Source organism: Seohaeicola sp. (genome assembly GCF_048006315.1).
Taxonomy (GTDB): domain Bacteria; phylum Pseudomonadota; class Alphaproteobacteria; order Rhodobacterales; family Rhodobacteraceae; genus Seohaeicola.
Genome location: NZ_CP180350.1, coordinates 3,618,589 through 3,633,825 on the forward strand (window position 1 = coordinate 3,618,589; position 15,237 = coordinate 3,633,825).

A 15,237-nucleotide genomic window follows, 5' to 3' on the forward strand; every position below is an offset into this window, starting at 1 on the left:
CTGAAACTGGTTAAAAATTTCTTTCCGGGCTGAACAAAATGAAATCCGAGCAGGAAAAGGCCGAAATGCTGGCGATCGAAGCGCTGGGCTGGATGGCCGGCAATGACGAGGTTCTGGGCCAGTTCATGGCCGCAAGCGGCGCCAGTATCGACGATTTGCGCGCAGGCGCCGCGGACCCCGCGTTCCTGGGGGCACTGCTGGATTTCCTGATGCTGGAGGATGCATGGGTCATCGCGTTCTGCGATGCCGCGCGTCAGCCCTATGACGCGCCGATGCGGGCGCGCGCGGCCTTGCCGGGTGGCGCGCAGATGCACTGGACCTGATGGCGTTCGGCGTGATCAGAGCGTGTTGAGAGGCGCGTCATCCTCGGGGCGCAGCTTGGTCAGCAGCGTGATCAGCACCTCTTGCTCGCCCGGCGCCAGACGATCGGCCATGATCGTGGCGTTGAGCCGTGCAAAGGGGGTTGCCGCCTCGATCGCGGCGCAGCCTGCCGGGGTCAGTTCGACGCGGCGGGTGCGCCGGTCCTCGGTGCCGCTGGAGCGTGCCAGAAGGCCGTCGGCCTCCATCTGGCGTAGGGCCCGGCTGGTGGCGGTGCGGTCGATGCCAACGAACCCCGCGATGTCCGAGGGCTGGGACAACCCCTCGTTTCCCACGGCCAGAAGCACGCACCAGGTGGTGCGCGTCAGGCCAAGTGTTTTCAAGGCCTCGTCAAGCCGCCGCTCCTGCTGGCGCGCGGCGACGGAAAGATGATAGCCCAGCGAGGCATGAAGGCGGTAGGGTCCGGTGCTGTCCATGCCGGCCAAGCCACAGGATCGGCCCGCGAAAGTCAAGCACGGGAAGGGCTTGTAACCGCAGTGTCACACAGCCACCTTAGGAGCGGGACGGCGGGCGCAGGATGTGGCAACTGCCGGAGCATGGGCAGGAGGCAAGCATGCGCATAGACGGGATCATCTTCGACAAGGACGGCACCCTGTTCGACTTCCGGGCGACGTGGGATGTCTGGGCGCTCGGGGTGATCGACGAGTTGGCGGCGGGCGATGCGGCCCTGGCCCAACGCATTGCCGATGCGGCAGTCTTCGATCTGCAGGCGCGCGCCTTTCGCCCGGACAGCCCGATCATCGCAGGCACCAACCGCGAGGCCGCCGAGGCGATCGGCACGGCCTTGCCGGACCGGGATGTCGCCGAGATCGAGAGTTTCCTGAGCCTGCGGGCCGCCATGGCGCCATTGGCCCCGGCGGTGCCGCTGGACCCTTACCTGACCGGGCTGGCCGCGCGCGGTCTGGCGCTGGGCGTGATCACCAATGATACCGAGGCCGGGGCACTGGCGCATCTTGGCACGGCCGGGGTGCTGGCGCATTTCGATTTCGTGGCCGGTTTCGACAGTGGCCATGGCGCGAAACCCGATCCCGCGCCGCTGCTGGCCTTCTGCCGCGAGACCGGGCTGGAGCCTGCGCGCGTGGTCATGGTGGGCGACAGCCATCATGACCTTCTGGCGGGCCGGCGGGCGGGGATGCAGACCCTTGGCGTGCTGACCGGCACGGCGCTGGCTGCGGACCTGTCACCCCTGGCGGATGCGGTTCTGCCCGATATCGGTCATATCCCGGCCTGGATCGACGCCTGATCCCGTCACCACATGCGTCTTGCGCAGATCATTCGTGAAAAACGACGCCTTCGGTCGCAATCGGAAAGGCGCGCGGGGCGTGGCGGTAGTTTGCTGGTCTTCCGACAGACGAGGAGGCCGTGATGACGGAAGAGGTGCTTCGCAGGAAACGCAGCGGTGGCCGCGCAGGGCATGCGACCCGTCGCGGCAAGGCCGTGATCGAGCAGATGCCATGGCGCCTGCCGGTCAACACGGACCGGCCCATCGAACCCCTGACCGCCGAGGGGGTGCAGGCCGTCCACGAGGCGGCGATGTTCATCCTGGAAGATATCGGGATCGAGTTCCTGAACCACGAGGCGCTGGACATCCTGCGCGAGGCCGGGTGCACCGTGCAGGGCGAGAATGTCCGCATGGGCCGCGATTTCGTGATGGAAATGCTGGAGCGTGCGCCGAAGCAATGGACCATCACGCCGCGCAACCCTGATCGGCAGATCACCATCGGGGGCGATCACATCCTGTTCGGCAATGTCTCTTCCCCGCCGAACTACTGGGACATGGCGACGGGGCGCAAGCTGTCCGGCACCCGCGAGATGTGCCGCGACCTGCTAAAACTCAGCCAGTATTTCAACTGCATCCACTTCATCGGGGGCTATCCGGTGGAACCCGTGGACGTGCATGCCTCGGTCCGGCACCTTGACGTGCTCTATGATACGCTGACCCTGACCGACAAGGTCGCCCATGCCTATAGCCTGGGCAAGGAGCGGGTCGAGGATGTGATGGAGATGGTCCGCATCGCGGGCGGGCATAGCCATGAGGAATTCGACGCAAGCCCGAAGATGTTCACCAACATCAACTCCACCTCGCCGCTGAAGCATGACATCCCGATGCTGGATGGCTGGATCCGGCTGGCGCGGCGGGGGCAGGGCCTTGTGGTGACACCCTTCACGCTGGCGGGGGCCATGGCGCCGGTGACGATGGCGGGGGCGGTGGCGCAAAGCCTGGCCGAGGGGCTGTGCGCGATTGCGCTGGCCCAGTGGATCCGGCCCGGCGCGCCCTGTGCGATTGGTACTTTCACCTCGAATGTGGACATGAAATCGGGCGCGCCCGCCTTTGGAACGCCCGAATACATGCGCGCCACCCAGATGACCGGGCAATTGGCACGCTTCTACGGCCTGCCGATGCGCTCATCCGGGGTCTGCGCGGCCAATATCCCCGACGGTCAGGCCATGTGGGAGACATCGAACAGCCTGTGGGCGGCGGTGCAATCGGGCACGCATATGGTCTATCACGCGGCTGGCTGGCTGGAGGGCGGATTGATCGCCAGCCCCGAGAAATTCGTGATGGATTGCGAGCTGCTGCAGCAGATCCAGCGCTACATGGAGCCTGCGACCTTCGCCACCACGCCCGAGGATCTGGCGCTCGAGGCGATCCGCGAGGTGGGGCCGGGGGGGCATTTCTTCGGCATCCAGCATACGCAGGACCGCTATGAAAAGGCGTTCTATCAACCCTTCCTGTCCGACTGGCGCAACTACGAGGCCTGGGATATCGCGGGGGCGGTCTGGACCCACGAGCGTGCGCATGGGCTTTATCGTCAGATCATGGCGGAATTCGAAGCCCCGCCGATGGATGTGGCCGTCCATGAGGAGCTTTTGTCCTTCGTCAGCCGCCGCAAGGCCGAAGGCGGTGCGCCGACGGATTTCTGATCGCAGGACGCGGAACCTGTGGCTGCTCCCTTCCTCCGAGGGCGGGGGGGGCGCCGTGGGCCGGGTCCCTCGGACCGGACAGGCCAAAGTCCTGCAAATTGAAGATATTGGTCAAATATTTACGGTTATCCCGGATTCTGTGCGCGACGCAGCGAAGGGATCTGGGATGCATGGGCTGATCAACCGGGCGATACAGTGTTTCGTGACCGATATGCATGGTCCCGGCACATGGCGCGATGTGGCCCGTGCGGCCCACCTGGATGGCGCCGGGTTCGAAGCGATGCTGGATCATGATCCGGCGCTGACGGGCAGGGTGCTGGATGCGACCTGCAGACGGCTTGGCCGGCCCATGGCCGAGGTGCTGGAGGATCTGGGCACCTACCTGGTCTCGCACCCGAATATCGAGGCGCTGCGCCGCTTGCTGCGGTTCGGCGGTGAGGGTTTCACCGATTTCCTGTGCTCATTGGACGATCTGCCCGATCGCGCCCGGCTGGCGGTTTCCGATCTGGACCTGCCCCCGCTGGAACTGCAGGAGATTGCGCCGGACCGCTACCAGTTGCGCTGCCTGACGGGGGCGCCCTATCGGCAGGATGCCGGTTTTCTTGGTTTCGGTTCGGTAATGATGGGCGTCCTGCGCGCCATGGCCGATGATTATGGCGCGCTGGTCGTGCTGGATCACGGCCCGCCCGCGCCGGGATGCGAGGTGATCGAGATCGCGCTTGTGGCCTGCGACTACAGCGAAGGGCGCCGGTTCGAACTGGGCCGGAAGGCGGGTTGAGGCATGGGCAGGCAGCAGGCGGGGATGCATGTCGGGCCGGACGCCCTGTCCGGCGATACCGGTGCGGGGGGACAGGCTGGCCAGCAGGCGGTGTCCGGCGGGGGGGCGTCACACGGCCCTGACCCGGTGGATCTGGCGCCTGTTCTGGATGTGCTTTGCCCGATGCACCTGTTGCTTGGTCCGGCGGGCGAGGTGCTGCATGCGGGGCCGACACTTGCCCGGCTGCGCCCGCAAACCCGGCTGAAAGGCGCATCGGTGCTGGACATATTCGAGGTGACGCGCCCGCGGCAGATCGCTGCCTGGGAAGATCTGCGCCCGCTGCAGGGCAAGATCCTGCACCTTGTGTTTCGCGACCATCCGATGACCGCTTTCAAGGGGTGTCTGGCCGCGACCGGTCAGGGCATGGTCCTGAACCTGTCTTTCGGGATCTCCATCATGGATGCCTTGCGGGACTACGCGCTGACGTCGGCGGATTTCGCCGCGACGGACATGACGGTGGAGCTTCTTTATCTATTCGAGGCGAAATCGGCCGCGATGGAGGAAAGTCGCAAGCTGAACCTGCGCCTGCGCGGTGCGATGGTCGCGGCAGAGGCGCAGGCGCTGACCGATACGCTGACGGGTCTGTCCAATCGCCGGGCGCTTGATCATCTGCTGGAGCGGCTTTGCCACGGGCGCGAGCCTTTCGCCGCCATGCATCTTGACCTTGATCACTTCAAGGCGGTGAACGATACGCTTGGCCATGCCGCAGGTGATCACGTGCTGCGCCATGTCGCCATCATCCTGACCGAAGAGACGCGCAGCGGCGATACGGTGGCGCGCATCGGGGGGGATGAATTCGTCCTGGTGTTTCCCAAGCTTCAGGATCGTGCCATGCTGGATACAATCGCGCAGCGCATCATCGCCCGTCTGTGTCAGCCGATCCCCTATTGCGACACGCATTGCCACATCTCGGGCAGTATCGGCACGGTGCTGTCCGGCGATTACGACAGGCTCGACATGGGGCGGATGATGGCTGATGCGGATGCGGCGCTCTACAGATCCAAAAAGGCCGGGCGGGGATGCCACCAGTTCTTTCACCAGGTCACGGATGACGATTGATCGCCGGCACGGCCCCCGCCACGCGCCCCTTCCGATCCGGCATCACGCCGGCCGGTGCGGGGCCTGTTCAGCGCGCCTTTTCCGCAAGTGCGCCGTAACGATGCCCCGCGCCCAGGTTGATGTTCAGCGCGATGAAGCTGCGCCCGGATTGCCGCAAGGCATTGGCCAACCCGGCGTGGGCGACGGCAAGGTTCTGTTCGGCATCGATGAGGTCGCGGATGGTGCCACCGTCCTTGTCCACGCTCTCGCGGGTCAGGCGCACGGCTTCGGTATAAAGCCGGACAGTTTCGGTGGCCGCGTTGCGTCCGCGCATGCTCGCCTCGTAATCGGCCAGGGCGCCTTCGACATCGCCGATCGCCTCGATCACGGCGATCCGCCATGCGGTATGGGCCTGTCGCACGCGGGAATCGCGCTGCAGCACCGTGGCGCGCGCGCCTTGCGTCGGCAGCATGGGCAATCGCAGCGCCGGGCCAAAGACATAATCGGTGTTGCGGTTGCCGGAGACCGAGGACAGGCTGATGGTGCCGCCCAGCGAGAGCTGCGGATAAAGGGCCGCATTCGCCACCTTCAGGTCCCGCAGGGCCGCATAGTAACCCCGTTCGGCCACGCGGATATCGGGGCGATTGCGCAGCAGGTCCGAGGGGATGCCGACCTTGGGCGACAGGCTGACGCGCGGCTGGGCCGCCCGGCTGTCAAGGTCGGGCAGGGGCTGGCCCGGCATCCGGCCCGACAGGACCGCGATTTCGGACTTGAGGTTTGCAATCGCCGCCTCGAGTGCCGGAATTTCCGCCTGGGTTTCAGAGACAAGCGCCTTGGCCCGCACAACGTCGATGCTGGTGGCCGCGTCCCCCTTGAACAGGGTGTCCACCAGGTCCAGCGTCTGGCGCCGCGAACGCAGTTCGGACCGGCGCAGATCAAGGCTGGCCTGCTGGTAGCGCAAGTCGACATAGGCATTTGACAGATTGAGCAGCAGCAACAGCCGCGCCGCGTCCAGTTCGGCATCCGCGATCTCGATCCGGGCGCCGGCGGCTTCGATCTGGGCGCGCCGGGCGCCGTAGATGTCCAGCAGCCAGTCAAAGCCCAGGCTGGCTTCGGACCGGGTCAGGCTGGGGCCACCGTCCTGCCGTTCACGCTGCACACGCGCATTGGGTGACAGGTTGGCGGCCATGGGCAAGCCGTCGCGCGCAGCCTGGGCCTCGATCACGCGCTCCTTGGCCAGCTCAAGGCTGAGGCTTTCCGACAGGGCGCGTTCCACCAGCCCGTCAAGGACCGGATCCTTGAACTGCCGCCACCAGTCATGATTGTCCAGTACGCGGGGCACGCTGTCGGCATGCGCCTTGTAGTTCCCCAGGAATGGGAAAGTCGGCGCCGTGTAGGGCGCATCGGTGCAAGCGGCCACAAGGGATACCCCTGTAATCACGGCGATGCCCTGTCCCGCTTTGCGCCAGGAAAAGCTGCTCATGGTATATCCTGCCTTCTGGTCCCCCATGCCGGTCTTTATCGCCGGACTGTTGGAAAGGGGTATGCTCGGCGGACAGAATGCGCGTAGCGGGCCTTTGAAACAAGGAAAATAATATTCCAGAAGTAGAGTGTTGCGCTAACGCAATAAGATACAAGGTTGAGTTTTGCGCGCTGCCCAAGGGCTATTGTTCGCGGAAGGCGCGCGACATGCTGTCCAGCACCGGTTTGACCAGATACTGCGCAAAGGTTCGTTCCTCGGTCTGGATCATGATTTCCGCCGGCATGCCCGGCGTGAGTGAAAACCCCCGGATGCGCTGCATCTCGCTGACGGGCACGGTGACGCGCGACAGGTAGACCTCGCGGCGCGTCCCGTTCGAGCCGTCCGCGATCGCATCGGCCGATACGTAGTCCACAAGACCGTTGAGCACCGGGGTGGTCCGCTGGTTCATGCCTGTCAGCCGGACCGTGGCGTGCTGACCCACATGCACGCTGTCGATGCTGTTGCGCGGCACCAGGACCTCGATGATCAGCGGGGCGTCGGCCGGCAGGATCTCGACAATGGGGCGGCCGGTTTCGACGACACCGCCCGTCGTGTGATAATAGAGGCGGACGACGGTGCCATCGACGGGGGCGATCACATGGGTCCGGTCCAGGATGTTTTCGGACTTTCGCAACTGTTCGCGCACGCTTTCAAGTTCGCTTTCGACGGTCTGAAGCTGGGTCAGCGCGTTGCGGCTGTAGTCGTCGCGCGTCTTGGCGATCTGCGCTTCGAACTTGGCGCGCATCTCGGAAAGTTCGGCGATCTCGGCCTCGAGCCGCCCGACCTGGCCATCGGCCTCGAGCATGGCGCGTTGCAGGGCCAAAGCCTCGCTGCGGCGTGACAGGCCGCTTTCCACAAGCTGGGTCTTGGCGGCCAGTTCCTCGGCCAGCAGGCCAAGCTGGCTGCGCGTCGAGGCCAACTGGATGCCATAGCCCGTCGTGCGGATTTCGAGGGCTTCAAGATTGCGGGTGATGACGCTGATATCGTTGGCAAGGCTTGCGCTGGAGGCCTGGAAGGCCAGGCTTTGACCATCAAGGATCATCGCGGCCTCGGGGTCGGCGCGTTCGGCTTCGAGGTGGGGCGCGAAGGTCAGCGCCTCAAGATGCTGCTGTTCGGCCATCAGCCGCGCTTGCGTCGCCTCAAGCCGGATGCGGCGCAGCGACAGTTCGCGCGTGCTGGCCAGCGCCAGCGTCTGGTCCAGCGTCAGCATGATCTGCCCTTCGCGGACGCGGTCGCCTTCCTTGACCAGGATGTCCGAGATGATGCCCCCTTCGAGGTGCTGCACGATCTTGTTCTGTCCGGTGGCCACGAAACTGCCCTGTGCGATGACGGCGGCCGCCAGTGGCGCCATCATCGCCCATGCGCCGAAGCCGCCGAACGTGACCAGCATCAGCAGAAGGCCGACCGCGGCCTGCTTGCCGATCGAGCGCGGTACGTCCTGATACCAGAGATCGGTGCGGGGAATGACGGTCAGGTCAGACATGTCGTGGTGTTCCTGGCTGGTGTGGCTGTGCGATGGCGGCGGTGCCGCCTTCGGGGACCTGTGGCGCCCTTGCGGCGGCGGGATTCAATTGGGCCATGACCTTGTCGCGCTGGCCGAACAGGGCCACGCCGCCATTGGCCAGAAGCATGATCTTGTCCACGACATTCAGCAGCGAGGGCTTTTGCGTGATCACGACCACGGTGATCTTTTCCTTGCGGGCATGTTCGATGGCGCGGGCCAGCGCCTTGTCGCCCGCGGTGTCGAGGTTCGAGTTCGGCTCGTCCAGCACGACAAGTCGGGGGTTGCCGAAGAAGGCGCGCGCCAGGGCGATCCGCTGTTTCTGCCCGCCGGACAGGGGCGATCCATCGGCGGCGACCATCGTCTCGTAGCCTTGCGGCAGGCTTGCGATCATCTCGTGCACATCGGCCAGAACGGCGGCGTGGTGGATCTGTTCGTCGGTCGCATCGGCGCGCATCCGGCCGATATTGTCCTTGATCGTGCCGGGGAACAGTTGCACGTCCTGCGGCAGGTAGCCGATATTCTCGCCCAGCTGCCGGGGGTCCCAGTTGCGCAGGTCCATCAGGTCCAGCCGCACGTTGCCCGATGTGGGCAGGATGGATCCGACCAGCATCTTGCCCAGCGTGGTCTTGCCCGCGCCGGAATTGCCGATCACCGCCAGGCTGTCGCCCGGTTCCAGGGCAAAGCTGATGCCGTTCAGGATCACCTGCTTGGTGCCGCCCGGTACATAGAGCAGGCGTTCCACGTTCAGCCGGCCCTCGGGGCGCGGCAGCCAGAGGCGTTCGAACTGCAGGCGCGATCCCCGCAGCAATGCCGCGACCCGGCCATAGGCGGCGCGCGACAGGATGAAGGCGTTCCAGCCTTCGATCGAGCCTTCGATCGGGGCCAGTGCTCGCCCCGCCACGATGGAGGCGGCGATGACCATGCCGCCGGTGATCTGCCCGTCGATGGCCAGGTAGGCGCCCCAGCCCAGCATGCCCACCTGCGTCAGCATCCGGACCGCGCGGCTGACCGAGGCGCTGATGATGTTGCGATCCTGCGCGCGGACCTGCGCGATCAGCGAGGCAGCCGTGTCGCGGCCCCAGATCGTGACGGCCTCGGGGATCATGGCCATCGCATTGATGATCTGGCTGTTGCGGGACATGGAATCGAGATGCATGTTCGCCTTGGCCTGGGCCAGGTTCGCCTCGGCAAAGGGTTTGGCGGTGATGCGCTGATTGACCAGCGCCACCACCAGCAGCAGCAGCGCCGTGACGACCACGATCATGCCCAGATGCGGGTGGATCATGAAGATCACAAGGATGAACAGGGGGGCGAAAGGCACGTCGAGAAAGGAAATCAGCGTGCCCGAGACAAGGAAGCCGCGCAATTGCTGCAGATCGCCAAGCGTCTGGTATTCGCGCCCCGAGCCGTTGAGCGAGGCCGCCGCCGCCGCGCTGAGCACAGGCGCCCCCAGCCGCGCCGCCACCTCGACCGCCGTGCGCATGAGCATGAAGCGGCGCACCGCGTCGAACATCGATTGCAGCACCACCGCGCCGACGATCACCAGTGTCAGCATGATCAGCGTGTCGGTCGATCTGCTGGTCAGCACCCGGTCCGAGATCTGGAACAGGTAGATCGGGATCGCCAGGATCAGGACGTTGGTGGCGCAGGTCATCAGCATGACCATGCTCAGGTTGCGCCAGACGGTGCGGATGCCCAGTTTCAGGCTTTGCTGGAAATCCTCGGGGCCCATCCGCTTGTGAAACCTGGCGCCGCCATTGCCGCCGCCGCCCTGTCCCGCGCCGGGGCGTGCGGGGCCCGCCATGACCGGGCCGCCGGTCCTGCCCTCGATGGTCACCGCCGATAGCGAGGCGGCATTGTCGTCGCGAAACGCCTTCATGCGCGCGGGATCGGCCTCGGCCACAGTGGCGTTGCGATCGGGTGCGGGACCCTCTGCTGCGGTGTCCCGTGATGCGGTGTCCGGCGCCGGTGTGTCTTCGGGCGGGGATTCCGGGGTTGCGGTGGCCTGCATGGTTGCCTTGTCCGCAGCTTCGGCAGGTGCGGGGGCGTCGGCCACTTCGGGCCGATGCGCCGCGTCCAGTCCTGTCGCAATCGTATTGATCCGCAGATCCGCCGTCAGGCGGAGCAGCGGCAGGGGACTGCTGCTTGCCGCGCGGCCATCGCCCCGCACCGTCCTGAATTCCAGCGGTCTGTCGATCATCTTGTTCAAGGTTTGTCTCCGGTCGCGTCCTGATCGGCTGTGGCTGGGTCCGCTTGCAGGTCCGGGGTCATGCCAGCATGGTCTGCATCACGTCCACCGTGCCCGGGCAGTCATCGACCTGCACCGCCGGTCCGCAGTCATCGGCGGGGGCAGGGCCGATCATGTCATCGGCCAGGAAGGCCACGGCCTCGGGTGCCAGCTTGTCCATCTGCACACCCGCCGGGGGGGCGCAGTCGTCGATCAGTTCGGCCTGGTAGATCAGCGCGTCGCTATAGGCCTCGCCGCCCGCCATCACGGTGGAATCCAGCCCCTGGGCTACGATGCTGGCCGCGTTGATCTGGGCGTTCGATCCGCCGGTTACGGTGACATCGGCCCCTTCGGCGGTGGCGAACATGTCCTTGATGAAGTGGATCTGATCGGAATCGCCCAGGTAGTTCGTCTGTTCGATCACATTGGTCTGGATCAGATCACCACTGATGTAGAGCACATTCAGCGCGTCGTTCCCGGCGAAAAGCGCGTCCTGCGCCAGCGCGGCGGGGATGGTCTTGGCACCGCCCGCCAGTTCGGACAGGGCCTGCGTGAAAGCGTCGGTCTTTTCGGCCATGCTGTCCGTGCCGGTCGTCATGATGGCGGCGGTGTTGACCTGCAGGTTGTCGCCCGCGTGCAGGGTGGCGCCGTCGGGGACATCGCCGGTGATCCTGTCCTGATCCAGCAGCACATTGACCTGCGTGATCTGGTTCAGCGTCAGCATGTTGCCGCCGATCAGGATCAGGTCATAGTGAAAGCCGAGGTTCAGGATCAGCGTTTCGTTGAAGACAAGGTTTTCGCCCGTGCCGATATAGGTGGTGGCGCCGGTGAACTGCACCTCGACCCGGTCATAGTCGGTGGCGAAGATATGCTGCTGGACCCAGTTCATCAGCATCAGATCGCCGTCCAGACGGGTCACGTTCCAGATCGAGGGCAGGCCCTCTGCCGGTCCGTCGCCGGATTTGCCTGCATCGGATTGCGCCACCAGGGCCGAGGTCTGTTCGAGTTGCGCGATATTGAGCGCATGTGAGGGGGCCGCCTGCGCGGGGCCGGGCAGGTCCGATGACGCAATGCGCATGTTCACCTGCGAGATCACATCAAGCCGCAGCACATCCTGCGCCACGGCGATGACGGGGGCATCGACCCATACGGATTTCAGCACGGTTTCATTGATGACCCGGTTGCCGCCGGTGACGACATGATGGCCGGGATCAACCGCGAAGGGGCCGGGATCATGATCCGTCACGCCATCCGATTTCACCAGTGTCGCCTCGGCCTCTGCCTCTGCCTCTTCGGACTTGAGTTTCAGAAAGGCGGGCAGCAGGTCCTTGATTGCGGGCACGTCGTCCACGCGCACACCGTTGACAAAGCTTCCTTCGGCGTCGTCGCCGCGCAGGATCACGGCTGACAGGCCTTCGGCCTCGGGGGTTTCGGCTGCGGTCATCGCCTCGGCCATCTGCTGGGCCGCGTCCATGAGCGCACCATTTGCCGGGCTCCAGGCCCAGGGGGCGATCAGGCTGAGGGACTGGGCCAGTTCGGCCAGGTCCTGCAGCAGGGTCAGGTAAAGCGCCGGATCGGTGAAACCGGCGCTGCCGTCGAAGATCAGAAGGTCGTCGTCGGTCAGAAAGGCGGTCTGTGCGATTGCCAGCACGATGGAATTCGGCAGGATCTCGACCATCTGGCCGCCCAGCGACAGGCTGCCCGCCGCCATGGGGGCAGGGCTGTCAGTCGCGAGGTCGGGTTGTTGCGCCGGGGCGGCCGCGCTTTCGGCGCCCTGCCATGGCACAAAGGCCATCTTGGGCGCGGCAGGTGTCGCGCTGGGCGGGGTGCTGTCGGGATTGTCTGTCCTGGTCCTGAGGTCGCGCAACGCCATCTCGTCGCGGGTGGCAAACCTGTCTTCCTTCAGCGGGTCCAGCTCCGGCCCATCCATTTCGGTGCGAAAGGCCAGGTAATCCAGCCGCATCTTGGCTGCTTCGATTTCAAGATGAAACATGCCGACGAAATGGGCGATTTCCTCGCTGATCTGGTCAAGTGCCATGCTCTGATCCCCCTTTTTTTCAACGCCTTACCGGTCCTGCGGTGCAGCGGTTGGATCGGGGCCGGTCAAACCGGCCCCGATCCCTGGTGTCCTGGCCTCAGCCGAGGTCGTCGTCGCCGATGGCCGTGGATGTCAGGCCGCCGCCCACCACGGTCATGTCGACCGAGTTGCCCAGCACGTTGGCGCCCATGACGATGCTCTGGTTGAACGCCGTCACGTTCACGGCCGCCGCCGCCGAGGCATAGGATTCCCCGGTCACGAAGCCATCATCGCCATTGTTGGAGCCCCATGCACCGCCGCTGCCGCCTGCGCCGCCTGCACCGGTGGAGGCGTCGCCGCCCCAGCCGCCAATCGCATCGCCGACCGTTCCGGCCCCACCCGTGGCGTCACCGCCCATGATGGTGCCGCCCGCGCCGCCGACGCCTTCGGCCATGCCCGAGCCGCCGCCATAGCCGCCATTGGTGCTGGCGGATCCGGTCACGCCGGTGGTATTGGCAGCATCGTCATCGGACCAGCCTGCGCCGCCATAGCCGGCGATCGCCTCGGCCATGCTGTCGGCGCTGCCGTCGATGTCGCTGGTCGCGAAGACCTGCGCAAGGCCGCCATTGCCGCTGTCGGCCGCCGCGTCCGCGGTTCCGCCTGCGCCTGCATCCGATGCCGCATCGGATGCGTTTGCCGCTGCTCCGCCTGCCGCATCGCCGCCCGTGCCGGTCCCGGTGCCGGTCCCGTTCGAGGCCGCGTCGGATGCGCCGCCGCCGCCCGCACCACCGGTGCTGGCCGCATCGGCCATGCCATCGGCCGTGCCGGTTGCATCGCCCGCCGCGGCATCGGTTGCACCGACGTCGCCGCCGTTCGAGGCGCCGCTGCCGGTGCCGGTCCCGGTTCCGCCCGCATCGCCCGCGGTGGCACCGCTGCCGGCGTCACCGCCTTCGGCATTTGCCAGTGCCGCAGACAGAAGGCCGCCGCCCAGCGTTCCGGCCAGCGCACCGGCCGGGCCGCCAGCCGCCTGGCTGTCCGCGTCGGATTCCGCCGCACCGAGGCCTGCGCCCAGGCCCAATGCACCGGACCCGCCGCCGCTGCCGCCATCGGCATCCGCGTCCGTGTCGGCATCGGCGTCAGCATCGGCATCGGCTTCCGCGCCCGAACCACCGCCCGTGCCGCCGCCTGCCATGGCGCCTGCACCGGACAGGCCAAGGCCAAGACCGCCGCCATCGGCGCCGGCGTCACCGGCATCTGCATCGGATGCATCTGACTCGGCCCCGGACAAGGCCACGCCCAGCCCCAGACCAAGCGCACCGGCATCGCCGCTGTCGCCGCCATCGGCATCCCCGTCCTGATCGCTGTCGCCATCATTGTCGGCACCCGAGGCCGCGATGGAACTGCCACCAGCGCCACCGCTGCTGTCGCTGTTGGTGCCGGCCATGCCCGAGGCCATGCCTAGAACCGAACCGCCAAGCGCACCGGCATCGCCGCCATCGCCGCTGTCGGCATCGGCATCGCCGCCGTCGCTGTCACCGTCGGTTCCGGTTGCGGCAAAACCGCCAAGTGCGGTGCCTCCGCTGGCGTCACCGCCATCGGCATCGGCGTCGCCGCCGCCTTCCGCCCCATCGGACGAGACCTTGATCCCTTCCTCGGCCGAGGCGGTGCCGCCGGTTGCGTCGCCATTCTGATTGAAGTCGGCGTTGTTGGCGACGGTCGGGTTGTTCAGCGTGTCATTGTCGGTCAGGTTGTTGGTCTGGCCGATGGCGAAGGCATTGGAATTGCCCGCGCCGAAGGACACGTCGTTCAGGACATCGGTCATGTCCAGATCGTTGCCGGGGTCGTATTCCAGATCGCCCTTGACGCCGAAGACATCATCCACGGACGAATTGCCCGACAGGTCGAGATCGATGAAATCATCGTCCCGCGGGATCCATTCGCCACCGCCGAAGTCGATATTCACCTCGTTGGCGTTGGAATTGTCGTTATTGCCGTTGGTGTTGTCCACGCTCTGGCCCTGGATCTGGCCCTGGTCCTGTTCGGCGCTCTGGCCCTGATCCTGACCCTGGCCTTGATCCTGGCCCTGGCCTTGATCCTGGTCCTGTCCCTGACCCTGATCGACATCGGTCGTCGTGGTCTGCTCCTGATCCTGCGCTTGCGCGTCAAGTTCCACGTCGGCGCTTTCGACGGTGATATCGGTGTCGAAATCCGCGTCGATCGTATCGACTTCGATGTCGTCGATCATGAAGTTGTTGTTCGTGGCTGAGTTTCTCTTGACCATGGTATTGGTCCTCCGGTTTGCCCGTCTGGCCACCAATCATCTAAAAAGTGACAACTGCCGGGCATGGTTGGGTTTGTCGTCTCAAGTCAGCCGGGCGTCAGAGAGGTGCTGCCACACCTGCGGATCGGCCCGTCCTGTGAAATCGTGTCGGTGCTCCTCCTTCGTCCGGGTGCAGGAACCCGTCGTCCGAATCGGTTGATCCGGGCGCTGGCCGCTGCGGGCCGGTGGTCGCATGTGATGAGCGGGCCGGTCCGGCCGTTGAAAATAGGCTTTGTCAAATGTCCGCCCGATTCCGGGCCGACGCTGACAGATTTTCACTGCAACCCCGGATTCGTAAGTTGGACAAAGGGTTAAGGCATGGTCAGCGCCTTGATTTTATTCGTTTTATTGGATTGTTCACGATTTGGGAAAAGATAGTATTCTACTTTTAGATGAATAGCTAATCATCCATAACGGTTGCCCCGGTTGAGGCGGAAATCGACCAGGGGGCTGAAATCACTTAAGACTAACGGCATGTTCTTTAGTGAC

11 protein-coding genes are annotated in these 15,237 nt (G+C 65.4%); 5 read left to right on the forward strand and 6 right to left on the reverse strand.

The features are described from left to right. The first annotated feature begins 38 nt into the window (after positions 1-38). Positions 39-323 carry a DUF3572 domain-containing protein gene (locus ACMUJL_RS17945; RefSeq protein ID WP_068289423.1) on the forward strand — a complete coding sequence of 95 codons (285 nt, stop codon included), beginning with the start codon at positions 39-41 and terminating at the stop codon, positions 321-323. A gap of 15 nt (positions 324-338) precedes the next feature. Here the strand turns inward: ACMUJL_RS17945 and ACMUJL_RS17950 are convergent, their stop codons facing one another. Continuing rightward, positions 339-794, reverse strand: coding sequence for a MarR family winged helix-turn-helix transcriptional regulator (locus tag ACMUJL_RS17950; RefSeq protein WP_068289461.1), 456 nt, complete (start codon positions 792-794; stop codon positions 339-341). A gap of 137 nt (positions 795-931) precedes the next feature. On the opposite strand from ACMUJL_RS17950, the gene ACMUJL_RS17955 reads away from it, so the two are divergent. From ACMUJL_RS17955 to ACMUJL_RS17970, 4 genes are all read left to right on the forward strand, one after another. Continuing rightward, a complete protein-coding gene (locus ACMUJL_RS17955; protein WP_068289426.1) occupies positions 932-1,621 on the forward strand; it encodes an HAD family hydrolase in 690 nt (229 codons plus the stop codon). A gap of 122 nt (positions 1,622-1,743) precedes the next feature. Continuing rightward, positions 1,744-3,303 (forward strand): trimethylamine methyltransferase family protein, encoded by a 1,560-nt coding sequence (locus tag ACMUJL_RS17960; RefSeq protein ID WP_375571994.1) that lies wholly within the window; start codon positions 1,744-1,746, stop codon positions 3,301-3,303. Positions 3,304-3,469: 166 nt separating this feature from the next. Further along, positions 3,470-4,081 carry a heme NO-binding domain-containing protein gene (locus tag ACMUJL_RS17965; RefSeq protein ID WP_375571992.1) on the forward strand — a complete coding sequence of 204 codons (612 nt, stop codon included), beginning with the start codon at positions 3,470-3,472 and terminating at the stop codon, positions 4,079-4,081. A 3-nt stretch (positions 4,082-4,084) separates the two neighbouring features. Then, entirely contained in the window at positions 4,085-5,179 is a 1,095-nt protein-coding gene (locus ACMUJL_RS17970) for a diguanylate cyclase domain-containing protein (RefSeq protein WP_375571990.1), read from the forward strand. Between the two features lie 67 nt (positions 5,180-5,246). On the opposite strand, the gene ACMUJL_RS17975 is transcribed toward ACMUJL_RS17970, so the two are convergent. From ACMUJL_RS17975 to ACMUJL_RS17995, 5 genes are all read right to left on the reverse strand, one after another. Then, positions 5,247-6,641, reverse strand: a complete 1,395-nt coding sequence (locus tag ACMUJL_RS17975) for an efflux transporter outer membrane subunit (protein ID WP_161486859.1) — start codon at positions 6,639-6,641, stop codon at positions 5,247-5,249. 181 nt (positions 6,642-6,822) lie between these two features. After that, on the reverse strand, positions 6,823-8,163 hold the full coding sequence (locus ACMUJL_RS17980) for an HlyD family type I secretion periplasmic adaptor subunit (RefSeq protein ID WP_375571988.1): 1,341 nt from the start codon (positions 8,161-8,163) through the stop codon (positions 6,823-6,825). Beyond that, positions 8,156-10,384, reverse strand: a complete 2,229-nt coding sequence (locus ACMUJL_RS17985) for a type I secretion system permease/ATPase (protein WP_375571986.1) — start codon at positions 10,382-10,384, stop codon at positions 8,156-8,158. The genes ACMUJL_RS17980 and ACMUJL_RS17985 overlap by 8 nt, the downstream gene beginning before the upstream one ends. A 67-nt stretch (positions 10,385-10,451) precedes the next feature. Then, positions 10,452-12,449: a hypothetical protein gene (locus tag ACMUJL_RS17990; RefSeq protein ID WP_375571984.1), complete on the reverse strand. Its 1,998-nt coding sequence runs from the start codon at positions 12,447-12,449 to the stop codon at positions 10,452-10,454. Positions 12,450-12,546: 97 nt separating this feature from the next. Then, complete coding sequence (locus ACMUJL_RS17995) at positions 12,547-14,709, reverse strand: hypothetical protein (protein WP_375571982.1); 2,163 nt, start codon at positions 14,707-14,709, stop codon at positions 12,547-12,549. Positions 14,710-15,237: the final 528 nt, after the last annotated feature.